Here is a 21252-nt window from a genome sequence, read left to right on the forward strand (position 1 = left end):
CGTGTCCCGAATGGGACATTACCGGCGGGGCGGGGAGCTCAGCGGTATCCGCGCTTGAGGAGATACTTCGCTCCCGCGTCGAAGCCTTCCGGGCTCAGCACCTCGAAGCCGAACGCGTCGGCCAGCCGGTCGGTGATGTTGAACGCGGCGCAGACCGCCAGCGCGTCCTCGATCTGCCGCGGTGTCACGCCGGCCGCGAGCACGGCTCGCATGTCGTCGGCGCCGACCGTGCCGTCGCGGGTGAGCGTGCCGAGCATCCGCAGCGTGGCCCGCAACGGCTCGGCGATCGGCGCGGTGTCGAGGTCGGCCAGCACCGCCGCGACCCGCGGGCCGTCCCGCAGCGCCAGGCGGGAGGTCGCGGAGTGCGCGGCGACGCAGAACGCGCTGTCGTTCACTGTGGACACATAGGCCGCCATCAGCTCCCGGTCGCCCACGGACCACTCCGACGGGCCGCGCATCGCCTCGTGGGTGAACTCCTTCGCCCGGTCGCCGTAGAAGTCGGGGCGGTAGAAGACCAGCTTGGCGGCGTCCGGCACGGGTTGCCGGGTGACCAGCTTGATGACCGCGAACAGCGCCTTCGCGCGCCGGGTGTAGCCGCTGTTGAGAATCTCAAGCCGCATCGTCCGGCCCTCTCGTCGCCTCGGCCAGCGCCGCGAGCCCCGCCTCGTACTGCCGGGTCGCCTGGCCGACCGCCGCGCACACCACGAGCTCGAAGATCTGGTCCTCGGTGAGACCGGCGGCCCGGGCGGCCGCGAAGTCCGCCGCGGCCGGCCGGTCGGCGACCGTGTCGACCAGCGTGGCCAGCGGCGCCGGCAGGCCGTCGTTGGCGAACGCCCGGGCGCGTTGGTCGGGAGACGTCCGGCCGTCCCCGGTCAGGAGACGGTCGACCAGGGCGCGATGGGCCGCGCGTTTGTCATCCGGCACGACGGGGTTCCTTTCAGTGGCGGCGGGCGGTGACGAGCCAGGCGCGGGAGTCGAACCACACGCCGTCGTCGGTCAGGTGCGCCGAGAGCATCGCGCGCAGCCGGTCGACCGCTCGCGCGGCGGCCGCGGGGTCGAGGCGGTTCAACAGCTCGCTGGTGCAGGTGAAGCCGCGGACCCAGGCGAGCGCGGCGGCCACGTCAGCACCGTAGTAGACCGGCTCGTCGACGTCTGTGAAGCCGACGTCGGTGAAGCCCGCGCCGGCCAGCAGCCGCCGCACCGCGGTCGGGTCGGCGAGCGTGAACGGGTCGGGGCCCTCCGCGGCCGTGCCGCCGAGGACGTCGTGCAGCGCGACGTCCCACTCGTTGCGGTCGTGGGCCTGCCAGACCAGCATCACGAGGCGGCCGCCCGGGCGCAGGGCCCGGTGGATGTTGGCGAACGCGGCGGCGGGATCGGCGAAGAACATGGTGCCGAACCGGCTCATCGCCAGGTCGAAGCGCGCGGGTGGGAACGGGTGGACCTGCGCGTCGGCCGCCACGAAGGTGACGTTGTCCAGTCCGGCGGCGAGCTCGCGGGCCCGTTCGACGGCGCGCGCGGAGATGTCGACGCCCAGCGCGGCCCGGGCGGTGCGGGCAGCCTCCCGGGTCGTGTGCCCGGTCCCGCAGCCGATGTCGAGCACCTGCTCGTCGGGTGCCACGCCGCAGGCCGCGCGCAGCACCGCGTCGTGCCGCCGCAGCTCGGCGTCGTAGTCACACGCGGTCACCGTAAGATCGTGCAACCGGCGCGTTCCCGACCGCAAGCGAAGGAGCCAGATGAGGACCTTGCACTTCGGCCTGATGGTCGCCGACCTGGACCGCTCGCTCGCCTTCTACACCGCGGTCGGCTACCGGGTGCTGGGCACCGTGCCGGAGACCCCGTTCGGCAGCCTGACGATGATCAAGCTGCCCGGCGACGACTACGTCACCATCGAGCTCGTACACGACCCGGCCAAACCGCCGAGCGGCCGCAACATCAACCACTTCGTCATCCAGGTCGAGTCGATGGCCGACACGGCGGCCCGCCTCGCCGGCGAGGGCGTCGAGGTCGAGGGCCTGTCGTCACCGGACGGCTCCGCCGACTTCCTGACGGCCTGGATCACCGACCCCGACGGCAACCGCATCGAGCTGGTCCAGTGGCCGCCCGGCCACGCCGACGGCCTGACCGAGGCCGACATGAGGGCCTGACGCCGCTGGGAACCGGCTTGACGGCTGCCCCGACCCGCAAGTTAGCCTCTCCTAACTTGTCGTAGGTGGGGTGGGAATGGCAGCGGCGAAATCCCCGGCCCGCCGGCTGATCGGTGAGATGTTCCGGCGTCAGCGCCGTGGGGTCGCGCTGACCGCCGGCTTCTGGTCGATGCATCAGGTGTGCGAGGCGCTCGTGCCCGTGGCCATCGGTCTGGTCGTCGACCAGGCGGTCGGCACCGGCTCGGGCTGGGCCATGGTCGCCTCGGTGCTCGGCATCTTCGGTCTGTTCACGGCGCTCACCATGGGTTGGCGCACCGGGCTGTGGTTCGTCACCAGAGCCGAGCTCGACGAGGCCCACCTGCTGCGCATGCAGGTGGTCCGCCGGGTCGTGACCGGGCGCGGGATCAGCACCGACCGGCAGACCGGCGAGCTGCTGTCGATCGCGACCTCCGACACGGCCGCCTCGGCCGAGCTGCTGGAGCTGGGCAGCCGGGTGGTATCGGCCTCGCTCGGGCTCGTGGTGTCGACCGTGGTGCTGCTGCGCATCGACTGGTCGCTCGGGGTCGGCCTGGTGGTCGGCATCCCGATCCTGGTGCTGGCCCTCAACGCGCTCGGGCCGATCGTCGAGCGGCACGTCTCGGCGCAGCAGGAGGCCCTCGGCCAGGCCGCGGGCACCGCCTCGGACCTGCTCACCGGGTTGCGTCCGCTGCGCGGGTTCGGCGGGGTCGACGAGGCGGCCCGGCGCTACCGCGGCGCCAGCCGCACCTCGCTGCGGGCCAACATCGGCGCCATCAAGGCGGGGTCCGCGTTCGTCAGCGTCTCGACGTTCACCACCAGCCTGCTGATCGCGGTGGTGGCGGCCCTTTCCGGTTGGTACGCGCTGCGTGGCCGGATCACCATCGGCGAGCTGATCACGATCGTCGGCCTGGCCGCCTTCATCACCGACCCGGTGCTCAACCTCGCCGACTGCGTCTTCCGCCTCGCCACCGCGCGGGCCAGCGCGGCCCGGGTCGCCGAGGTCCTCGCCGCGCCCGAGCGGGCCGCGCCCGGGCACACCACCGCGGTCCCCGGCCCGCTGGTGCTCGACGAGGTGCACACGCCCGGCCTCGACGGGCTCAGCCTCACCGTCGCGCCCGGCGAGCTGCTCGGCGTGGTGACCGCCGACCTGGCCGCCGCCGAAGCCGTGACCGACCTGCTCGCCGGCGCCCGGGCGCCCGATCGCGGCCGGGTGACGCTGGCCGGCACGCCACTGCCCGAGCTCGACATCGCCTCGCTGCGCCGGGCCGTGCTGGTCGAGCCGCACACCGTCGACCTGTTCGGCGAGACCGTCGGCGAGGCGTTGCGCACCGACGACGCCCAGACCGACGAGCACGCGATGGCGGCCGCGATGACGGCGGCGTCCGCCGGTGAGCTGCTGGCCGCCGACGGGCTCGACCACGCCCTGCTCGACCGCGGCGCCAACCTCTCCGGCGGCCAGCGGCAACGGGTCGCGGTGGCCCGGGCGCTGCTCGCCGACCGCCCGCTGACCGTCTTCCGCGACCCGACCACGGCCGTCGACGCCGTCACCGAGCACGCCATCGCCGAGGGCCTGCGCGCCCACCGGGCCGGCGACGGGCGGGCCACCGTGCTGGTCACCACCAGCGCGCCGTTGCTCGACCGCTGCGACCGGGTGGTCTTCGTCGACGCCGGCCGGGTCGCGGCCGGCGGGCGCCATCGCGAGTTGCTCGACCTCCCGGCGTACGCGGATGTGGTGCTGCGATGAAGGCCATCCTGCCGATCGCGAGCCGGCGCGCCACCGCGGCCGCGTTCGGCCGCAAGCTGCGCCGCTATCCGCTGCTCGGCCTGACCGCCGTGCTCGTGTCGGCGGCCGCCAGCGGGGCCGCGGTCTGCGTGCCGATCCTGCTCGGCCGCCTGGTCGACCTGGTCGCCGACCGGGGGAGCACCGGCGCCATGCTCGGCATCGCCGCCTGGATCCTGGCCGCCGGGCTGGGCGCCGCGATGCTCACCGGCGCCGCCCGGTGGCTGGTCGCCGAATGGGGCGCCCGGGCCAGCGCCGACCTCCGCGAGGAGGTGCTCGACCACGCGCTGCGGATGGACGCGGCCCGGCTCGAGGCGGCCGGCGCGGGCGACGTCGCCTCCCGGGTCACCGACGACGTCGAGAAGGTCACCGACGCCACCCAGCTGGCCGCCGACGTTTTCGGCGCACTGGTCACGGTGGCCATCACGTTCGCCGGCTTCGCCACCCTGGACTGGCGGATCGCGCTCGCGTTCCTCGCCGTCTTCCCGGTCTACGCGGTCAGCCTGCGCCGGTTCCTGCCGCAGGCCGAGACCCGCTACGCCGTCGAACGGCGGGCGGTCGCGGTGCAGACCCAGAGCCTACTGTCCACATTCCACGGTGCCCGCACGGTCCACGCGTACGGCATGGAGGACCGGCAGGGCGCCCGCGTCGAGCAGGCGTCGCGCGGCGCCGTCGATGCCCGCCTCAAGGCGGTCCGGGGTTTCCTCTGGTTCGCCAACTCGATGAACTACGCCGAGGCGACCGGGCTGACCGCGGTGCTGCTGGCCGGCTTCCTGCTGGTCCGCGCCGACGCCAGCACCGTGGGTGAGGTGACCGCCGCGGCCCTGCTGTTCCACCGCCTGTTCGGCCCGCTCGGCCTGCTGCTGTTCTCCTTCAACGACATCCAGTCCGCCGGCGCCGCGCTGGCCCGGCTGGTCGGCGTGGCCGACCTCGCGCTGCCCGCCTACGCCGGCGTCGACCGCTCGGCGCCGCGCCCGCCGACCGGCGTCGTGGCCACCGCGGTGCGGCACCACTACCTCGACGGCCCCACCGTGCTGCACGACGTGTCGCTGGAGGTGCCGCCGGGGCGGTCGCTGGCCGTCGTCGGCGAGAGCGGCGCGGGCAAGACCACGCTCGCCGCGATCCTCGGCGGCGTGTTCCCGGCCACCGGCGGCGAGGTGCGGCTGGGCGGCCGGCTGATCGGCGAGCTGGCCCCCGACGAGCTGCGCCGGCTGGTCGGCGTGGTCACCCAGGAGGTGCACGTCTTCGCCGGGACGCTCGCCGACGACCTGCGCCTGGCCGTGCCGGACGCCTCGGACGACGACCTGCGCGCGGCGCTGAAGCTGGCCGGGGCCGACGAGTGGGTGGCCGCGCTGCCGGACGGGCTCGACACCCGGGTCGGCGACGGTGAGCACAAGCTGACCGCCAGCCAGGCGCAGCAGCTGGCGCTGGCCCGGATCGCCCTGGTCGACCCGCCGGTGGTCATCCTCGACGAGGCCAGCGCCGAGGCCGGCAGCGCCGGCGCCCGCCAGCTCGAACAGGCGAGCGCGGCGCTCCTGCAGGACCGCACCGCGATCGTGGTGGCGCACCGGCTGACCCAGGCCCAGGCCTGCGACCGGATCGCCGTCATGGCCCAGGGCCGCATCGTCGAGATCGGCACACCGGCCGACCTCATCGCCGCCGGCGGCGCGTACGCCAAGCTATGGGCAGCCTGGCACAGCTAAGCGGGGACAATCATCGGGGTCCCCGCGACCGGGTCCGGGACTACCAGGCAGCTCAGGCCGAAGACGTCCTCGACCAGGTCCGCGGTGACCACCTCGGTCGGTGGGCCCTCGGCGACGATGCGGCCGCCGGACATGGCGATCAGGTGGTCGCAGAAGCGGCAGGCGAGGTTGAGGTCGTGCAGGACCACCACGATGGTCTTGCCGGACTCGGCGTTGAGCTCGCGCAGCAGCCGCAGCAGCTCCACCTGGTGGTTGATGTCCAGAAAGGTCGTCGGCTCGTCGAGCAGCAGCAGGTCGGTGTCCTGGGCCAGCGCCATCGCCACCCAGACCCGTTGCCGTTGCCCGCCGGAGAGCGAGTTGATCGGCCGGTCGATCAGCTCGGCCGTGCCGGTCGCCGCCAGCGCCTTGGTCACCGCCTCGTGGTCGGCGTCGGTCCACCGCCGGAACCAGCCCTGGTGCGGATAGCGGCCCCGGGACACCAGGTCTGCGACCGTGATTCCGTCCGGCGCGATCGGCGACTGGGGCAACAGGCCCAACACCTTGGCCACGTCCTGCGTACGCACGTCCGCGAGCGACCTGCCGTCGAGGTAGACCGCACCGCCGCGGGGCGTGAGCAGGCGGGCCAGGCCACGCAGCAAGGTGGACTTGCCGCAGGCGTTGGCGCCCACGATCGCGGTGACCCGGCCGTCCGGGATGGTGACGTCGAGGTCCCGCACGACGTCCCGGTTCTCGTAGCCCAGGGTCAGCTCGCTCGTGCGCAGTCGGCTCATCCGCCCGCTCCTTGCCGGTTCGTGGTGGCCAGTAGCCACAGCAGATAGGGTGCGCCGACGGCGCCGGTGACCACGCCGGTGGGCAGCGCGGTGGGCAGCAGGTGCACGGCGACCAGGTCGGCGGCCAGCAGCAGCGCGGCGCCGACCAGCCCCGCGGCGACGATCCCGCCGGTGGCCGGGCCGAGCAGGCGGTTGGCGATCGGGCCCGCGACCAGGGCGACGAACGCGATCGGGCCGGCGACCGAGACCGCGAGGGCGACCAGCACCAGCGCCACGCCGAGCAGGGCGGCGCGGTTGCACTCGGCCCGCGTGCCCAGCGTGCGCGCCGTGTCGTCGCCGAGCTCCAGGGCGCGCAGCGGGCGCTGCAGCAGGACGGCCAGTGGCAGCAGGACGACCAGGCCGCCGAAGAGGAGCTTGAGCTCGGTGTCGCTGGCCTGCCCGACCGAGCCGGTCAGCCAGTGCATCGCCTGCCGGGCCTCGAACAGCTGGGCCCGGGTGAGCACGAAGCCCACCAGGCCGTCGAAGAACGCGGCGATGCCGATGCCGATCAGGATGAACCGGTAGCCGCTGACGCCGTCGCGCCAGGCCAGCACGTACATCAGGGTGGCGGCGAGGATCGCGCCGCCGAGCGCGAGCCCGGTCACCACGAGGCCACCGGCCTGCAGCAGGACGATCCCGAACACCGCCGCGAGGCCGGCGCCGGAGGTGATGCCGACGAAGTCCGGCGAGGCGAGCGGGTTGCGCAACAGCTGCTGGAAGATGGTGCCCGACGCGCCCAGCGCGAGGCCGACGCCGACGGCGGAGGCGGCGGTCGGCAGGCGCAGCCCGCGGACCACGAAGTCGACGCCGGTGTTGTCCGACAGGTGCAGCACCGAGGCGATGACGTCCAGGGCGCCGATCCGGAAGCTGCCGACCATCATCGTGACGACGAAGAGGGCGAAGGTGAGCAGCGCGAGGGCGCTGAGCACGGTGGTGGATCGAGCGGCCCGGCGGCGCCGGTTGCGGCGCAGCGCGGCGCCGACGTCAGGTGTCGTCCTGGTGTCCTCTTTGGACATCGTCACGGTCATCGTCAGACCTCCGACAGGCGCGCGTAGCGGACGATCGCGACGAAGACCGGCGCGCAGACCACGCCGAGGACGACGCCCACCTGCAGCTCGTCGGGCGCGGCGACGACCCGGCCGAGCACGTCGGCCAGCAGCAGCACGACAGGACCGAGCACCATCGAGTACGGCAGGATCCAACGGTAGTCGGGCCCGCAGATGAACCGGGCCAGGTGCGGCACGACGAGCCCGATGAAGACGATCGGTCCGCAGGCGGCGGTGGCCGCGCCGGCGAGCACCGCGACGACGGCGAACGCGGCCATCCGGGTGCGGCCGACGTGCTGGCCGAGGCCGCGGGCGACGTCCTCGCCGAGCGCGAGGCCGTTGAGCGAGCGGCCGAACCCGAGCGCGGCGACCAACCCGAGGACGAGGAACGGCGCGACGCCGGTCAGGATCGGGGCGTAGCGGCCGGCCAGCGAGCCGACCTGCCAGAACCGCAGCTCGTTGAGCGCGTCCACATTGGTCATCAGGACGCCGGTGGTGACGGAGGCGAGCCCGGCCGTGACCGCGGCGCCGGCCAGGGCCAGCTTCACCGGGGTCGCTCCCTCGCGACCCAGCGAGGCGATCGCGTAGACCAGCACCAGCGCGACGATCGCGCCGGCGAAGGCGAACCAGACGTAGACGCCGACCCCGCGCAGGCCGAGCACGGTGATGGCGAGCACCACGAAGGCGGCGGCGCCGGAGTTGATGCCCATGATGCCGGCGTCCGCGAGCGGGTTGCGGGTGACGCCCTGCAGCATGGCGCCGGCCACGCCGAGCCCGGCGCCGACCAGGATGCCGAGCAGTGTGCGGGGCACCCGCAGCTCCAGCGTCACCGTGCTGTTGATGGAGCCGTCGTTGCTCAGGTCGCGCAGGGCGTGCAGCACCTCGGACAGGCCGATGTCCCGCGAACCCTGCGTGACGCTCAGGAACGCGACCGCGGCGAGCACGGCGCAGAGCGCGACGAGCCCCGGCCCGAGGGCGGAGGCTCGCCGCGCGCGGCGCGTGGTCGCCGGTCGGCTAACCACCGACATTCGGATCCGCGGCCTTGACGGCTTCGGTCAGCTTGTCGAGCTCGGTGGCGAAGTCGCCGTAGGTGTGGAGCCAGAACGCCGGCCACGCCACGGTCGCGCCGGCCTTGGCCGCCTTGATCTTGAACCAGGTCGGCTGCTTCTTGCCCCATTCGTCGTTCGCGGTCGGGGTGTACGAGCGGCCGTCCCACAGGATCAGGTCCGGCTGGTATTTGTCGGCGTTCTCCCAGCTGAGGTTCTCCCAGTAGGGGAAGGCGGGGTCGGGGCTCTTCGGGTTGAGCACGTCCATGCCCCAGCTCTGCAGGTCGAGCAGCTCGGGAGCGTACTCCGGGTTGGCGACGTAGACCTTGTCGTCGGCCGGCGACATCGCCGCGATGCTGAGGCCGGGCTTGGCCGCCACCGCCTCCTTGAACTTGGCGACCGACTCCTCGAAGCGCTTCTTGTTGGCCGCGATCTCCGGCTTGTCGACCTCGGCGCCCAGGCTCTCGGCCAGGTCCTCGTAGCCCTCGGCCAGCGCGACGATCGACTTGCCCTGCGAGACGCCGGTGATCGGGGCGAGCTCCTTGAGCTTCTTGCTCTTCTCGTCGACGCCTTCCTCGAGGCCGCTGTGCGCCTTCTCCGCCGGCCACCAGTCACCGACGATCAGGTCCGGCGCCAGCGAGGCGGCCTTCTCCACGTCGATCTTGCCCCACTCCTCGCCGAGGATCGTGATGCCGGAGAGGTCTAGGTTCTTCAGGTTGGGGTCGGTCTTGACCGACTCGTCCGCATAGATGCCGACCGGCTTGATGCCGAACGACATCAGCGCCGCCGCCTCACCGGCGTGCGCGATGATCCGGGTCGGAGTCTTGTCCGCCTTGACGACCTCGCCGGAGCCGCCGGTGAACGACCAGGGGCCTGCGGCTTTCGCGGATTCGTCGCCGCCGTTGCTGTCGGTGTTGCTGCCACAACCCGCGAGGGCGGCGCTCAGCACCGCCACCGCGAGGACCGGACGCCACGCACGCATGAGGGGTTTTCCGTTTCTCGATCCGACAGGCTCCAGCGGCCCGACGGTTAGGGTAGGCTAACCATCGCTTCCGCTGTTGGCTAGTCGGGGTGCGACGTCTCTCAGGACGGCACCTTGTAGGGATCGTGTTCGGACAGCAGCTTGTCGAGGCGGGCCTGGTCGACCCGGCTGACCACCTCCGATGTCTCCTGGTTGTCACGGATGCACTTGGCCAACGTGAACGCGGACGTCACGACGTAGAGCAGGCTGAGCGCCAGGAACGCGCGGATCCACGCGCCGGCCGGCAGGTAGGCGATGGCGGCCGCCGCCGCGAACAGCGAGAGGCCGAAGGACAGGGCCGCCTGCACGAAGAACGCGGTCGTGGGCTTGCGAACAGGAGTGCTCGTCATGCCCTCCGACTCTGGCCTCCCGCCCGCGCCCGCGCCTGAGCCGCCGTACTCAAGCCCTGTAACGTTTCCGCCCCTGTCGACGCTGGATGGGTGGGCGTCTGCGACGGGGAGGAAAGAGTGCGGAAGCTGTGGTGCGCGCTGGCCGCCGCGCTGGTGGCCGGTTTGCTGGTCGCGGGCCCGGCCGCGGCGCGACCGGTGAGTGCGGAGGCGGCGCGCGGCACTGTCCACATCAGCATGACCACGGCCCCGCCGGGCGGCACACCGGCGGCGGCGCCCGAGGTGACGATGGCCGATTCGGTGCGTGACGCGCGGCTCGCGGCGACCCTGCTGCGGGACGGCACCTTCGTGCGGCGGGCGCTGATCGCCGCGGGAATCCTGATGCTGGTCGGCGCCGTCGTCCTCTGCCTCGTGATCGCCGGCGTCCTCCGCCACGTCCGCCGCTGAGCGGGGAGACCCGCGTCACCCTCGCGGCGCCTCACAAATCGCCACCGCACTTCGTCAGAGGAGTGTTGTCGGTCTGTGTGGGGGTAAAGATCATGAGTTCTGAGCAGCTTCGCCGTGAGTTCGGTGGGGACGTCATCGAGCCGGGTGCGGCCGACTACGCGGCGGCCAGCCGGTCGTTGCTCGCGTCGGGCAGTCCGGCCGTCGTGCTGCGGCCCAAGACCGTCGAGGACGTACGGGCGGCGGTCAGGTTCGCGGCCGGGGCGGGGCTCGTGCTGTCCGTACGCGGTGGTGGTCATGGTTTTCCGGGTTTCGGCACCAACGACGGGGGCGTGGTCATCGATCTCGGCGCGCTCGCGGACGTCGCGGTCGTCGACCCGCAACGGCACGTCGTCCGCATCGGCGGCGGGGCCACGTGGGGTCAGGTCGCGGTCGCCCTGGCGCCGCACGGGCTGGCGATCTCGTCGGGCGACACCCGCAGCGTCGGCGTCGGCGGGCTCACGCTGACGGGCGGCATCGGTTGGAAGGTCAGGAAGTACGGGCTGGCGCTCGACAGCGTCGTCGGCGCGGAGGTGGTCACGGCCGACGGGGGTGTCGTGCACGCGTCCGCGACGGAGCACCCGGACCTGTTCTGGGCGATCCGCGGCGGCGGCGGCAACTTCGGCGTCGTGACGGCCTTCGAGTTCGTGGCGCACCCGACGACCGAGGTCTTCCACGGCCGGATCGCCTTCCCGGCCGCGGAGGTCGGCGCGGTGTTGCGGGGCTGGGCCGACTACCTGCGCACCGCGCCCGAGGCGCTCACCTCGATCGCGAGCTTCGCCAACCCGTTCGCCGGCGGGGCGCAGGCGCCGCTCGAGGTGTTCGTGGCCTTCGACGGCGACGACCTATCCGCGGCGGCGGCGGCCGTTGACCCGATCCGCCGACTCGGCACGGTGCTCGACGACGACGTGACCCGCAAGGCGTACGCCGACGTGCTCGTCGAGGGAATGGTCCCGCCGCCGGGAGTCCAGCTGGTGACCCGCAGCGGCTTCGTCGGCACGGAGTCGGTTCCGGAGGTGCTGCGCATCCTGACCGAGGCCGGCGCGTCGGGGCGGTCGCCCTACATCGCCGTCCGCAGCGTCGGCGGCGCGGTGGCCCGGGTCGCTCCGGAGGCGACGGCCTACGCCCATCGCCAGGCGGAGCTGATGGTCGCGACGACGACGGGCGGACCGCAGCCGGTGATCGACGCGGCCCGGCCGGGCCTGACGGCGCTGTGGGACCGGCTGGCGCCGCACCTGGACGGCCTCTACGCCAACTTCCTCTCGTCGGCCACGGAGGACGACGTCGCGGGCATCTATCCGGCGGAGACCTACGAACGGTTGGCGGCGGTCAAGCGCTCCTACGACCCGGAGAACCTGTTCTCCCGCAACCACAACGTCCGTCCTTAGTGGAATGCGCCTGCGGGCGGTAGGGTACGGCGCGTGTCCGATGCGCGTACCGTCGCGGTCGAGTTCGTCGACGCCGCGACCGGCCAGCCCTTCGCCCGCAGCGACATCCCGGTCGGGCAGCTACCCGAGACCTTCGCCGTGCACACGAACCTCGATCTGGCCGGCCAGTCGTGGACGGTGGTAACGGCGGAGCCGCCTACCGCGGCGGAGTTCCGCGCCAGCGGCCGGCTCGTGCTGACGCTGAGCCGCGCGATCCTCTACTCGTTGCCGACGCTGTGCGCCGAGTTGCCGCCGATCGGCCCGGCGGCGCCCGACGCGCTCGTCCTCCACGAGGACGACTGGCGGCAGGTGGAGCTGGTGACGGCCGGCCTGGCCGAGGTCGTGACGGCCGAGCTCGCCGAAGTCCGCCGGGTCTGGGAGGAGGAGGCGGTCGGCCACGGGTTCCGCAGCCTCCATGTGCGTGCGGCACCGGTGGCGCCGTTGGTTCCGCCGCTGCCGGAGGGTGAGCTTCTCGGCCTGCTGCCGCGCGGCCGCCGCCGGGCCGGCGTCGCCTTCGGCGGCGCGGACGGGATCGTGGTCGACTCGTTCGCCGTCGACTGCGGTCCGCTGCGCGTCTACGGACTGACCGCCGGCAGCCACGTCACCGTGCTTGGCCTGCAGATCGGCGGACCCGGCCCGGTGTCCGGCGACACCGCGGCCGCGCTGGCCGGTGTGCTGCGCCGGTTCGACCTGAACCTGGTCGACTGGTGCCGCTGCGCTGTGGTCGGCCCGGACTCGCTCGCCGCCTACCTGACCTAGAACTCGACCTCCTTGGTCGTGAGCGTGCCGGCCGTGCGGCCCGGGGCCCGGTGGGAGCCCCAGTAGAGGTTGGTGAAGGCGATCACCTGGTCCGGCGGGGGATGGCCCCACGCGCTGTTGTCCTCGGTCGTGTGCGCGTCGCTGACGAGGGTGGCGTCGTATCCGCGGACGACGGCGCCGTGCAGCGTGGCCCGGATGCACTCGTCGGTCGACGCGCCGACCACGACGAGCCGCCCGACGCCCAGGGCCGCCAGCGTCGTCTCGAGCGTGGTCTCCTCGAACGAGTCGGCGTAGCGCTTGCGGACCGTCGGCTCGGCCCCGGCCGGGGCCAGCTCCGGCACGATGCGCCAGTCGTCGCTCTCCTCGGCCAGGTGCTCGTCGGAGTGCTGCACCCAGACGACCGCCGTCCCGTGGTGACGGGCCTTGTCGACCAGGGCGCCGATGTTCGCGACCACGGCGTCGCGCTCGTGCGCCTGCGCGACGACGCCGTTCTGCACATCGACGACGAGCAGCGCGGTCTGCGGCCGGTTCGTCAGTGTGGTCATGCGCCCCACCCTAGCCGCGGGACGGGCCCGCACGCCGCCCGGACCGCAGCTCACCGGACGTCCCGGCGCAGCGGCAGCACCATCGCCACCAGCGACGCGAGCGCGGCATAGCCGAACAGCACGAGGCCGCCCTGCAGCGTGCCGAGGAGATCGGTCGCCGCGGCGCCGGTCTGGGCCGACACGCTCTCGGTGACGTAGTCGAACCGCAGCAGGGACGAGGTCGCCCCGCCGGGCAGGAACGGGTAGGCCAGGTTGACGCCGGGGATGAGAACGAGGAGGAGCTCGAGGAAATAGAAGTAGCCGACCACGACGGCCAGCGCGACGAGCTGGTGCCGCGCCAGCGCCCCGACGCCGACACCGATCAGGGTGTAGACGGCGCAGGCGGCGACGAGGCGCAGCGTGAAGCCTGCCACCTCCGAGGGCGGCAACCCGAGGGAGGTGCCGTGCGTCGCGGCGGCCAGGTAGAGCGTGGCCGTCGCCGTGCAGGCCAGCACCACGCCGTAGCCGATCCCGGCCGCGGTGTGCACCGCCAGCTTGGCCACGAGCACCTTCCACCGCACCGGCGAGAACAGAAACGTGGTGGTGATGGAGCGGTGCCGGTACTCACCGGTCACGGCCACCGTCCCGAACAGCGCGGGCAGGAAAAGGGTGACGCTGACGAGACCGAGCACCGCACGGGCGCCGTCCGGCGTGTCCAGCCCCGGCAACGGCGGATCGACGTGCTGCGGCCCGATCCCGGCCACGAGTCCGACGAGCCCGCCACCACCCAGCACCGCGGCGACCAGCGCACCGACCCACAGCCGCGTCGAGAACAGCCGGACGGTCTCCGCCCTGATCAGGTCGCGCATGCCGGCTCCACGGTCGAGGCGGTCAGGTCCAGGAATGCCTGTTCGAGGGTGCGGTCCGGGCCCGTCAGATCGCGCAGCGGGCCGGCGGCCAGCAGCCGTCCCGCGGCGATCAGGATGACGTCGTCGGCGGTCTGCTGGACCTCGCTGAGCACGTGGCTGGAGACCAGGACCGTGCGACCCTCGGCGGCCAGCGTGCGCAGGAAGCCGCGCAACCAGGCGAGTCCCTGCGGGTCGAGGCCGTTGGACGGTTCGTCGAGCAGGAGCACGCCCGGGTCGCCGAGCAGCGCGACGGCGAGGCTCAGCCGCTGGCGCATGCCGGTGGAGAAGCCGCGGGTGCGCCGGTCCGCGTACGTCCCGAGGTCCAGCAGGTCGATGACCTCCTCGATCCGGGACGCGCGGTGGCCGCCCATGGCCGCGTAGATGCGCAGGTGGTCACGCGCCGTGCAGGCCGGATGCGCGTCGGAGGAGTCGAGCACCGCCCCGACCACGCGCGACGGGCTGGCCAGAGCGGCGTAGCGGGAACCGCCGAACGTCGCCTCGCCACGGTCGGGGCGGATCAGTCCGAGCATCGCCCGCAGCGTGGTCGTCTTGCCGGCCCCGTTCGGCCCGAGGAACCCGGTCACCAGCCCCGGTCGCACCCGAAATGTGAGGTCCGAGACGGCGGTGACCGTCCCGAACCGCTTCGTCAGCCCGGCCACGCCGACCTCGACGCCGGTCATGGCACCCGGTGGGTGTTGAGCGCGTCGGCCGCCGACCGGGCGTCGGGCGTACCGATCAGAAGCTCGTCAAAGTGCCCACCGGACCGCCGCCGGTCGACGGTGACGCGCAGGATCGGCTCCCCGCGCCGGATGCAGACCAGCCGGGTGATGCCGGGTGACCGCCAGGTGCCGACCTTGAGCAGGCCGCTGACGACGAGGCCGGCCCGGACGCCCAGCGGTCGGTAGAGCCACCCCTCGACGACGTCGGCGCCCGACACCGCCGCGAGCGGCACCACCTCGATCGCGCGGCGCACGAACAGCTGCTCCCACCCGGAGAACCGCAGGGTCAACCCCTCGTTGTGGACAGATACAGCGCTCACGCCACACTTCCTTCCGTCGTCCCACTTCGCTCGTGAGACGAATGCTATCACTCACGATATTAATATCAAGCGCGATAACGATGGAGGCGGCATGGCCGATTCGCGTACTCCCTTGGCCGACCTGCTGCTCCACCCCGTCCGCTGGCGGATCCTGCACACGGTGATGGGCCGGGAGGTCACCACCACGCAGCTGAAGGAGGACCTGCCGGAGATCCCGCCGGCGACCCTCTACCGGCATGTGGCGGCCCTGATCGAGGGCGGCTACCTGGTGGTCGTCAGCGAGCGGCGGGTACGCGGCACCACTGAGCGGACCCTGGCGCTCAACGACACGGCGGCCCGCATCGGCGACGACGAGGCGCGCACGATGACCGAAACCCAGCACCGCCAGGCGTTCCTGATGCTGCTGGCCCGGCTCGCGGAGGAGTTCGACCGGTTCGTGGACCGCGGGGAGCTCCGCGACCGCATGCCCCAGTTCAACTACAACCAGGTGCCGCTGTACGTCGACGACGCCGACGTGGCCGCGATCGGCCAGGGCTTCCTCGAGGTGCTGCAGCCCTACCTGGAGGAGAACCCCGCGAAGTCCCGCGTCATCCTCTCCCTCATCTCCCTGCCAACGGCCTGATCACCCCCACGGGGGTACGCGTTCGGGCGCGCTAGCGGGTGAAGGTCAGGTGGGTGACCGCGCTCGGCGACGACGTGGCCTCCACGCGGTAGTCCTTCTCGACCCCCTCCAGGCCGTCCCAGAGGCGCACGCCCCGGCCGAGCACGATCGGGACCACCACCACGTGCAGGTGGTCGACGAGGCCGGCCGCGAGGAAGTCGCGGATCATCGTCGGGCCGCCGCCCAGGCGGATGTCGCGGTCGCCCGCGGCCTGGCGGGCCGTGGCGAGCGCTTCGGCCGGCGGCGCGTCGAGGAAGTGGAACGTCGTGCCGCCTTCCATCTCGATCGACTCGCGCGGGTGGTGGGTGAGCACGAAGACCGGCGTGTGGAACGGCGGGTTCGGGCCCCACGCGCCCTTCCAGTCCGGGTCCTCGTGCCAGCCCGGGTGGCCGAACTTGCCCGCGCCCATGATCTCGGCGCCGATCCCGTCGTCGAAGCGTCGGACGAACGCGTCGTCGACGCCGCCGCTCCCGCCGGCCGCCCAGTAGCGGGTCGCGAACATCCATTGGTGCAGCCGGTCGCCGGCGTGACCGAAGTGCGCGTCGGCGCTCTGGCCCGCGCCGGTGCCGTAGCCGTCGAGGGAGATGGAGAAGTTCTGGACGCGTACGAGTGACATGACCCGATGCTGGCAGGGCCGCGGTCATGACGTCCAATGCCAACTCACCGCAAGTCTCATAGATAAACTTGATCGATGCTGAACGTGACCCACCTCAGGGTGTTGGAGGCGGTCGCCCGGCTGGGCTCGGTGACCGAAGCCGCGAAGGAGCTTCGCTACTCCCAACCGTCGGTCAGTCACCACTTAGGACGGTTGGAGGCCGCCACCGGCGCCAAGCTGATCCAGCGCGTCGGCCGCGGCGTCCGGCTCACCCCGGAGGGCGAGCTGCTGGCGCGGCGGGCGGCCGAGATCCTCGGGCGCCTCGACGCCGCGTCGGTCGAGCTGGCCGCCCGCGTCGGTCTGCGCGCCGGCCGCGTGCGCCTCGCGGGTTTCCAGACGGTGCTCAGCACCCTGGTGCCGAAGGCGGCCGCCGTGCTCGCCCAGTGCCACCCCGGGATCGAGCTCAACATCGTCGACGCCCACCCGGCCGACGGCCTGCGGATGCTGCGGGCCGGCAAGGTCGACATCGCCCTGATCTTCCGCAACGCCGACACCCCGCCGGACGAGGCCGACGGCTTCCGCCTCACCCACCTGCTGGACGACCCGCTGTTCCTGGTCAGCGACCGGCCGCGGCAGCGGCTCGAGGACCACCGCGACTCGGCCTGGGTCGGCGGCTGCGAGCGCTGCCGGGCCGCCACGACCGCCGCCTGCGCGCGCGCCGGCTTCACGCCGCGCATCGCCTACTTCTGCGACGACACCGTCATCACCCAGGCGCTCGTCGCCGCGGGCATGGGCGTCGCGATCGTCAACGGCCTCGCCCTGCGCGCCCACCGATCGCCGGGCGTCCATGCCACGCCGCTCCCGGACACACCCCGAAAGATCTACGCCGCGGTGTACGGGGATCCGCCCGACCCACCCGCCACCACCGCGCTGATCGACATCCTGGCGGCGCTGCCCTGATCGTGGCCCCTCTTCAACATATAGCGGACCCCCGGCCTTGCCGCAAGACCGGGGTCGGGGCGCAGAATCGCTGCTCGAAGCCCACAACAGCAAGCAATCCGGGGGGATGCAGACATGCGTGTTGTCCTGTCCACGTTCGACTCGCGCGGGGGAGTCGAGCCCTACGCGGCGCTCGCGCGGAAGCTGCGGGAGCTCGGCGCCGAGGCGGTGGTGTGCGCACCGCCGGACTGCGCCGACCGGCTGGCCGAGGTGGGCGTGCCGTTCACCCCGATCGGTGACCCGGTCCGGACCCTCGTGCACACGACGCCGCCCCCGTCGGTCGCCGAGGTCGCGGCCAAGCTGATCGCCACCCAGTTCGACGCCCTGGCGAAGGCGGCCGAGGGCTGCGACGTCATCGTGGGCAGCGGGGTCCTGCCGGCCGCGGCCGGCGCCCGCTCGGTGGCCGACCTGCTCGGCGTGCCGTCCGTCCACGTGACCTACTGCCCGATCTTCCTGCCCTCGCCGCACCACCGCCCGCAGCCGCTGCCCGGCCTCCCGGTGTCGGCCGACGTGACCGACCCGGCGGCCCTGGAGCAGCTGAGCATCGACAACTACAACGCGTTCCTGCGCGAGCCGCTCAACGCGGCCCGGCTCGGCGCGGGCCTGCCGCCGGTCGACAACGTGCGCGACTACATCCACACCGCCCGTCCGTGGTTGGCGGCCGATCCGGTGCTGGCGCCGTGGCCGGGCGACGGGGTCGACGTGCTGCAGACCGGCGCCTGGGTCGCGCCCGACGAGCGGCCCCTGCCGGCCGACCTCGCGGCGTTCCTCGCGGACGGCCCACCGCCGGTCTACGTGAGCTTCGGCAGCATGGTCGCGCCCGACGGCATCGCGGGTCTGGCGATCGAGGCGATCCGGGCCCAGGGCCGGCGCGTGATCGTCGGTCGCGGGTGGGCCGAGCTGGACGGCGTCGACGACCGCCCTGATTGCCTCGTCGTCGGCGAGGTCAACCAGCAGCAGCTGTTCCGGCGCGTGGCCGCCGTCGTCCACCACGGCGGCGCGGGGACCACGACGACCGCCACGCTGGCCGGCGCGCCGCAGGTGGTCGTGGCGCAGTGGGCCGACCAGCCGTACTTCGCCGACCGGGTCGCCGCCCTGCGCATCGGCGCCGGCATCACCGTGGGGCACGGTCCGGGGCCGACCGCGGAGGCGTTCGCGGCCGCGCTGGCGACGGCGTTGGCGAGCCGGGAGCGGGCGACCGCCGTGGCCGCCACGATCCGCACCGACGGCACGACCGTCGCGGCGGAGAAACTGCTGGAGCTGGCTGCGTAGGGTTGGCACGGTGGCGCGACTCGTACACCTGAACGGCCCGCCCGGGATCGGCAAGTCCACCCTGTCCGGGCGCTACGCGGATCGGCATCCCGGCGTGCTCAACCTCGACGTCGACGCCGTGCACCGGCTGGTCGGCGGGTGGGCGGACGACGACAACCGGACGTGGGACGTGGTGTGGCCGCTCGTGCGGGCGATGGCGGCGGCCCACCTGGACGGCGGGCGGGACGTCGTGCTGGCGCAGTACTTCGGCCGTCTCGACGAGGTGACCGCGTTCGCGGAGCTGGCCCGTGCGCACGGGGCCGGCTTCGTCGAGGTCGTCCTGGTCGACGAGCGGGCGGCCGCGATCGAGCGGTTCGCGCGCCGGGCCCGCCGGGACGCCGACGATCCATGGGTACGCCACCACCACCGGCTCGTCGGCGCGCGCGGCGGGCCGGCACTGCTCGGGAGGATGTACGACGACCTGATGACGCTCGTGCGACCGGACACGGTGGTGGTGTCCAGTGTGGAGGGCGCCGTGGCGGAGACCTACGCCCGCCTGGTGGAGGCGCTGCGCGAGCCGGGCGCCTGAACGACGAACCGGGTGAACCCGCGGAGGATCGGGATGCCGGTGCGGAAGCGGTCCCGCTGCGCCGCACCGGCCCGGTCAAGGGCGGAGAACGGCGCGAACGGCATGTCGTAGATCTGGATCCGGCCACCGGGCCGCAGCGTCCGCGTCAGTTCGGGCGCCGCGGCCTCGGGGTGGTCCCAGTGGTGCAGGCTCAGCGACGACACGATCAGGTCGAACGACCCGTCAGGGAACGGCAGGTCGGTGACGTCGGCGGTGCGGACCCGCGCCCGGTCGCCGAACGGCGCCAGGTGACGGCCGGCCGTGGCGACCATGTCGGGCGACAGGTCGATGCCGGTCAGGTCGAGGTCCGGCCGCAGCCGGGCGAGCTCGAGCAGCAGGATCCCGGGCCCGGTGCCGACGTCCAGCACGCGGGCGCCACGGGGTGCCGTGGCGTCGACGTCGGCCGCGATCCGCCGGTACATGCGCCGGAACACCCGGCGGGCCATGAAGTCGTAGAACCGGCTGGGATGGCCCATGAAGAACGTGGGCAGGTTGCGGTGACCGGCCATGGAGACCCACTCCTAGATCAGTTGTAAGCTACAACTCTCCCGACCCACTGTAGGATGTCGAGTTGCAATGCGCAACTCTGAGTCCGACGCCCGCCGCCTGCATGAACTGATCATGGAGTTCATGCGGGTCGGTGGCGCGCTCCAGCCCGACTACCCGATCGCCGGATTCCAGGTCTCGATGACCCAGGCGTTCGCGGTGCACGTGCTCGACACCGACCCGCCGCTGTCGCAGCGTGACCTCGTCGACCTGCTCGGCCTGGAGAAGAGCACGGTGAGCCGGATGGCCGCCGAGCTCGAACGCAAGGGCCTGCTCGTCCGTGAACGCGACGCCCGCAACCGCAACTTCTACGTGCTGCGCCTGACCGACGAGGGCCGCCGCCTGCACGCCGCGATGGCGGAGGGCTTCCACCAGCAGTACGAGCGGTGGGTCGCCGCGATGACCACAGCGGAGGTCGACGCGGCCCTGGTCGGCCTGTCCGCCCTGGTCCGGGTGATGACCGGCGAGCGGTCGCCCTGACCCGGCCGCTAGGCTGCTGCACTGACGGGAGGTCGAGGTGGCCGGGACGACGGTTTCCGAGGTGATGGCCGAGCTCGCGGAGCTCGAGGACCCCAGGGCCTGCGAGGTCAACGAGCGCCACGGCGACGACCACGGCGTCAACCTCAGCAAGCTGCGGGCGGTCGCGAAGCGGCTCAAGACCCAGCAGGACCTGGCCCGCGAGCTCTGGCGCACGGGCGACAGCGCGGCCCGGCTGCTGGCCCTGCTGATCTGCCGCCCGAAGGCGTTCGACCGGGCGGAGCTCGACACCATGCTCCGCGAGGCCCGCACGCCCAAGGTGCACGACTGGCTCGTCAACTACGTCGTCAAGAAGAGCCCGCACGCCGAGGCGCTGCGGGTGGCCTGGTTCGCCGACCCGGACCCGGTGGTGGCCAGCGCCGGCTGGGCCCTGACCACCGAACGCGTCACCGCCGAGCCGGAGGTCCTCGACCTGACCGGCCTGCTCGACGTGATCGAGGCCGACATGAAGGGCGCCCCGGCCCGGCTGCAGTGGGCGATGAACCACTGCCTGGCGCAGATCGGCATCGACCACGCCGCCCACCGCGCCCGTGCGCTGGCGATCGGCGAACGCCTCGAGGTGCTCAAGGACTATCCGACCTCGCCGGGCTGCACGTCGCCGTACGCCCCGATCTGGATCACCGAGATGGTCCGGCGGCGACAGGACGCCTAACGCCGGAGCACCGGTGTGTCCAGCTGTGACCAGGAGCGGCCGTCGGTCGACAGCCACAGCCCGACCTCCGGCTTGAGACCGGTCGCCAGGTAGCCGCCGCCGGGCACGGGCAGGATCCGGGCGTACGGCCGAGGACCGTCGCGTACCTGGCCCAGCGACCGCGCATCGACGCGCCACAGCTTCTCGGACGCGGACAGGTAAGCCGTGCCGTCGGCCGTCCCGAACATCCGGGTCCGGCCGGAGGGCAGCGGCACGTCGGTGCCCTCGTCCCAGGTCCGGCCGCCGTCGGCGCTGCGGTACAACCGTTGCTCGTACGCCGCGTTCGTCTG

At 72.9% G+C, this 21252-nt stretch carries 27 protein-coding genes; 12 read left to right on the forward strand and 15 right to left on the reverse strand.

Annotation, left to right across the window (positions count from 1 at the left end):
* Positions 1–38: 38 nt before the first annotated feature.
* Genes O7635_RS22240 through O7635_RS22250 form a run of 3 tightly spaced genes read right to left on the reverse strand, consistent with a single transcriptional unit; the run spans position 39 to position 1684 of the window.
* Positions 39–620, reverse strand: a complete 582-nt coding sequence (locus tag O7635_RS22240; protein ID WP_278082381.1) for an alkylhydroperoxidase AhpD family core domain-containing protein — start codon at positions 618–620, stop codon at positions 39–41.
* Positions 610–924: a hypothetical protein gene (locus tag O7635_RS22245; RefSeq protein ID WP_278082382.1), complete on the reverse strand. Its 315-nt coding sequence runs from the start codon at positions 922–924 to the stop codon at positions 610–612. The genes O7635_RS22240 and O7635_RS22245 overlap by 11 nt, the downstream gene beginning before the upstream one ends.
* Positions 925–937: 13 nt before the next feature.
* Positions 938–1684 carry a class I SAM-dependent methyltransferase gene (locus O7635_RS22250; protein WP_278082383.1) on the reverse strand — a complete coding sequence of 249 codons (747 nt, stop codon included), beginning with the start codon at positions 1682–1684 and terminating at the stop codon, positions 938–940.
* A gap of 49 nt (positions 1685–1733) precedes the next feature.
* Between O7635_RS22250 and O7635_RS22255 the strand changes: the two genes are divergently transcribed.
* The 3 genes from O7635_RS22255 (at position 1734) to O7635_RS22265 (ending at position 5645) form a co-directional block, all read left to right on the forward strand.
* Entirely contained in the window at positions 1734–2144 is a 411-nt protein-coding gene (locus O7635_RS22255) for a VOC family protein (protein WP_278082384.1), read from the forward strand.
* Between the two features lie 76 nt (positions 2145–2220).
* The gene (locus O7635_RS22260) at positions 2221–3906 is read left to right on the forward strand and encodes an ABC transporter ATP-binding protein (RefSeq protein ID WP_278082385.1); all 1686 of its coding nucleotides are present in this window, start codon (positions 2221–2223) and stop codon (positions 3904–3906) included.
* Entirely contained in the window at positions 3903–5645 is a 1743-nt protein-coding gene (locus O7635_RS22265) for an ABC transporter ATP-binding protein (RefSeq protein WP_278082386.1), read from the forward strand. The genes O7635_RS22260 and O7635_RS22265 overlap by 4 nt, the downstream gene beginning before the upstream one ends.
* On the opposite strand, the gene O7635_RS22270 is transcribed toward O7635_RS22265, so the two are convergent.
* The 5 genes from O7635_RS22270 to O7635_RS22290 all read right to left on the reverse strand — a co-directional run bounded on the left by O7635_RS22270 (position 5642) and on the right by O7635_RS22290 (position 9917).
* Positions 5642–6415 carry an ABC transporter ATP-binding protein gene (locus tag O7635_RS22270; protein ID WP_278082387.1) on the reverse strand — a complete coding sequence of 258 codons (774 nt, stop codon included), beginning with the start codon at positions 6413–6415 and terminating at the stop codon, positions 5642–5644. The genes O7635_RS22265 and O7635_RS22270 overlap by 4 nt on opposite strands.
* Positions 6412–7482, reverse strand: a complete 1071-nt coding sequence (locus O7635_RS22275) for an iron chelate uptake ABC transporter family permease subunit (protein ID WP_278082388.1) — start codon at positions 7480–7482, stop codon at positions 6412–6414. Before O7635_RS22275 ends, O7635_RS22270 begins: the two co-directional genes overlap by 4 nt.
* 2 nt (positions 7483–7484) lie before the next feature.
* The gene (locus tag O7635_RS22280; RefSeq protein WP_278082389.1) at positions 7485–8522 is read right to left on the reverse strand and encodes an iron ABC transporter permease; all 1038 of its coding nucleotides are present in this window, start codon (positions 8520–8522) and stop codon (positions 7485–7487) included.
* Positions 8515–9528 (reverse strand): ABC transporter substrate-binding protein, encoded by a 1014-nt coding sequence (locus O7635_RS22285; protein ID WP_278082390.1) that lies wholly within the window; start codon positions 9526–9528, stop codon positions 8515–8517. The genes O7635_RS22280 and O7635_RS22285 overlap by 8 nt, the downstream gene beginning before the upstream one ends.
* Positions 9529–9629: 101 nt before the next feature.
* The gene (locus O7635_RS22290) at positions 9630–9917 is read right to left on the reverse strand and encodes a YiaA/YiaB family inner membrane protein (RefSeq protein WP_278082391.1); all 288 of its coding nucleotides are present in this window, start codon (positions 9915–9917) and stop codon (positions 9630–9632) included.
* Between the two features lie 117 nt (positions 9918–10034).
* Here O7635_RS22290 and O7635_RS22295 point away from each other — a divergent pair, with 117 nt between their 5' ends.
* From O7635_RS22295 to O7635_RS22305, 3 genes are all read left to right on the forward strand, one after another.
* Entirely contained in the window at positions 10035–10361 is a 327-nt protein-coding gene (locus tag O7635_RS22295; RefSeq protein WP_278082392.1) for a hypothetical protein, read from the forward strand.
* A gap of 92 nt (positions 10362–10453) precedes the next feature.
* On the forward strand, positions 10454–11785 hold the full coding sequence (locus O7635_RS22300) for an FAD-binding oxidoreductase (RefSeq protein WP_278082393.1): 1332 nt from the start codon (positions 10454–10456) through the stop codon (positions 11783–11785).
* Between the two features lie 33 nt (positions 11786–11818).
* Positions 11819–12583, forward strand: coding sequence for a hypothetical protein (locus tag O7635_RS22305; protein WP_278082394.1), 765 nt, complete (start codon positions 11819–11821; stop codon positions 12581–12583).
* Here O7635_RS22305 and O7635_RS22310 read toward each other — a convergent pair.
* Genes O7635_RS22310 through O7635_RS22325 form a run of 4 tightly spaced genes read right to left on the reverse strand, consistent with a single transcriptional unit; the run spans position 12580 to position 15054 of the window.
* Positions 12580–13128: an isochorismatase family protein gene (locus O7635_RS22310; RefSeq protein ID WP_278082395.1), complete on the reverse strand. Its 549-nt coding sequence runs from the start codon at positions 13126–13128 to the stop codon at positions 12580–12582. The genes O7635_RS22305 and O7635_RS22310 overlap by 4 nt on opposite strands.
* Positions 13129–13178: 50 nt before the next feature.
* Positions 13179–13976, reverse strand: coding sequence for an ABC transporter permease subunit (locus O7635_RS22315; RefSeq protein ID WP_278082396.1), 798 nt, complete (start codon positions 13974–13976; stop codon positions 13179–13181).
* A complete protein-coding gene (locus O7635_RS22320) occupies positions 13964–14695 on the reverse strand; it encodes an ATP-binding cassette domain-containing protein (protein ID WP_278082397.1) in 732 nt (243 codons plus the stop codon). The genes O7635_RS22315 and O7635_RS22320 overlap by 13 nt, the downstream gene beginning before the upstream one ends.
* Positions 14692–15054 carry a hypothetical protein gene (locus tag O7635_RS22325; protein ID WP_278082398.1) on the reverse strand — a complete coding sequence of 121 codons (363 nt, stop codon included), beginning with the start codon at positions 15052–15054 and terminating at the stop codon, positions 14692–14694. The genes O7635_RS22320 and O7635_RS22325 overlap by 4 nt, the downstream gene beginning before the upstream one ends.
* Before the next feature lie 91 nt (positions 15055–15145).
* Between O7635_RS22325 and O7635_RS22330 the strand changes: the two genes are divergently transcribed.
* Positions 15146–15676, forward strand: coding sequence for a helix-turn-helix domain-containing protein (locus tag O7635_RS22330; protein ID WP_278082399.1), 531 nt, complete (start codon positions 15146–15148; stop codon positions 15674–15676).
* Positions 15677–15707: 31 nt separating this feature from the next.
* Here the strand turns inward: O7635_RS22330 and O7635_RS22335 are convergent, their stop codons facing one another.
* A complete protein-coding gene (locus tag O7635_RS22335) occupies positions 15708–16331 on the reverse strand; it encodes a dihydrofolate reductase family protein (RefSeq protein ID WP_278082400.1) in 624 nt (207 codons plus the stop codon).
* Positions 16332–16406: 75 nt separating this feature from the next.
* Between O7635_RS22335 and O7635_RS22340 the strand changes: the two genes are divergently transcribed.
* The 3 genes from O7635_RS22340 to O7635_RS22350 all read left to right on the forward strand — a co-directional run bounded on the left by O7635_RS22340 (position 16407) and on the right by O7635_RS22350 (position 19149).
* Complete coding sequence (locus O7635_RS22340) at positions 16407–17270, forward strand: LysR family transcriptional regulator (protein WP_278082401.1); 864 nt, start codon at positions 16407–16409, stop codon at positions 17268–17270.
* 114 nt (positions 17271–17384) lie between these two features.
* Positions 17385–18581, forward strand: coding sequence for a glycosyltransferase (locus O7635_RS22345; protein ID WP_278082402.1), 1197 nt, complete (start codon positions 17385–17387; stop codon positions 18579–18581).
* Positions 18582–18591: 10 nt separating this feature from the next.
* Complete coding sequence (locus O7635_RS22350) at positions 18592–19149, forward strand: AAA family ATPase (protein WP_278082403.1); 558 nt, start codon at positions 18592–18594, stop codon at positions 19147–19149.
* On the opposite strand, the gene O7635_RS22355 is transcribed toward O7635_RS22350, so the two are convergent.
* A complete protein-coding gene (locus O7635_RS22355; protein WP_278082404.1) occupies positions 19107–19697 on the reverse strand; it encodes a class I SAM-dependent methyltransferase in 591 nt (196 codons plus the stop codon). The genes O7635_RS22350 and O7635_RS22355 overlap by 43 nt on opposite strands.
* A 67-nt stretch (positions 19698–19764) precedes the next feature.
* Between O7635_RS22355 and O7635_RS22360 the strand changes: the two genes are divergently transcribed.
* On the forward strand, positions 19765–20214 hold the full coding sequence (locus O7635_RS22360; protein ID WP_278082405.1) for a MarR family transcriptional regulator: 450 nt from the start codon (positions 19765–19767) through the stop codon (positions 20212–20214).
* Positions 20215–20251: 37 nt separating this feature from the next.
* The gene (locus tag O7635_RS22365; protein WP_278082406.1) at positions 20252–20923 is read left to right on the forward strand and encodes a DNA alkylation repair protein; all 672 of its coding nucleotides are present in this window, start codon (positions 20252–20254) and stop codon (positions 20921–20923) included.
* Here the strand turns inward: O7635_RS22365 and O7635_RS22370 are convergent.
* Positions 20920–21225: a hypothetical protein gene (locus O7635_RS22370; RefSeq protein ID WP_278082407.1), complete on the reverse strand. Its 306-nt coding sequence runs from the start codon at positions 21223–21225 to the stop codon at positions 20920–20922. The two genes, O7635_RS22365 and O7635_RS22370, sit on opposite strands and share 4 nt — an antisense overlap.
* Positions 21226–21252 lie beyond the last annotated feature (27 nt).

It is taken from the genome of Asanoa sp. WMMD1127, assembly GCF_029626225.1.
Classification (GTDB): domain Bacteria; phylum Actinomycetota; class Actinomycetes; order Mycobacteriales; family Micromonosporaceae; genus Asanoa.

Excerpts from the sequence above, each read along its gene's own strand:
- O7635_RS22260 (WP_278082385.1), top strand. The coding sequence starts at position 2,221 with ATGGCAGCGGCGAAATCCCCGGCCCGCCGGCTGATCGGTGAGATGTTC.
- O7635_RS22330 (WP_278082399.1), top strand. The coding sequence starts at position 15,146 with ATGGCCGATTCGCGTACTCCCTTGGCCGACCTGCTGCTCCACCCCGTC.
- O7635_RS22240 (WP_278082381.1), bottom strand. The coding sequence starts at position 620 with ATGCGGCTTGAGATTCTCAACAGCGGCTACACCCGGCGCGCGAAGGCG.
- O7635_RS22320 (WP_278082397.1), bottom strand. The coding sequence starts at position 14,695 with ATGACCGGCGTCGAGGTCGGCGTGGCCGGGCTGACGAAGCGGTTCGGG.
- O7635_RS22265 (WP_278082386.1), top strand. The coding sequence starts at position 3,903 with ATGAAGGCCATCCTGCCGATCGCGAGCCGGCGCGCCACCGCGGCCGCG.
- O7635_RS22340 (WP_278082401.1), top strand. The coding sequence starts at position 16,407 with ATGCTGAACGTGACCCACCTCAGGGTGTTGGAGGCGGTCGCCCGGCTG.
- O7635_RS22355 (WP_278082404.1), bottom strand. The coding sequence starts at position 19,697 with ATGGCCGGTCACCGCAACCTGCCCACGTTCTTCATGGGCCATCCCAGC.
- O7635_RS22275 (WP_278082388.1), bottom strand. The coding sequence starts at position 7,482 with ATGACCGTGACGATGTCCAAAGAGGACACCAGGACGACACCTGACGTC.
- O7635_RS22285 (WP_278082390.1), bottom strand. The coding sequence starts at position 9,528 with ATGCGTGCGTGGCGTCCGGTCCTCGCGGTGGCGGTGCTGAGCGCCGCC.
- O7635_RS22360 (WP_278082405.1), top strand. The coding sequence starts at position 19,765 with ATGCGCAACTCTGAGTCCGACGCCCGCCGCCTGCATGAACTGATCATG.
- O7635_RS22270 (WP_278082387.1), bottom strand. The coding sequence starts at position 6,415 with ATGAGCCGACTGCGCACGAGCGAGCTGACCCTGGGCTACGAGAACCGG.
- O7635_RS22255 (WP_278082384.1), top strand. The coding sequence starts at position 1,734 with ATGAGGACCTTGCACTTCGGCCTGATGGTCGCCGACCTGGACCGCTCG.
- O7635_RS22300 (WP_278082393.1), top strand. The coding sequence starts at position 10,454 with ATGAGTTCTGAGCAGCTTCGCCGTGAGTTCGGTGGGGACGTCATCGAG.
- O7635_RS22335 (WP_278082400.1), bottom strand. The coding sequence starts at position 16,331 with ATGTCACTCGTACGCGTCCAGAACTTCTCCATCTCCCTCGACGGCTAC.
- O7635_RS22315 (WP_278082396.1), bottom strand. The coding sequence starts at position 13,976 with ATGCGCGACCTGATCAGGGCGGAGACCGTCCGGCTGTTCTCGACGCGG.
- O7635_RS22310 (WP_278082395.1), bottom strand. The coding sequence starts at position 13,128 with ATGACCACACTGACGAACCGGCCGCAGACCGCGCTGCTCGTCGTCGAT.
- O7635_RS22290 (WP_278082391.1), bottom strand. The coding sequence starts at position 9,917 with ATGACGAGCACTCCTGTTCGCAAGCCCACGACCGCGTTCTTCGTGCAG.
- O7635_RS22345 (WP_278082402.1), top strand. The coding sequence starts at position 17,385 with ATGCGTGTTGTCCTGTCCACGTTCGACTCGCGCGGGGGAGTCGAGCCC.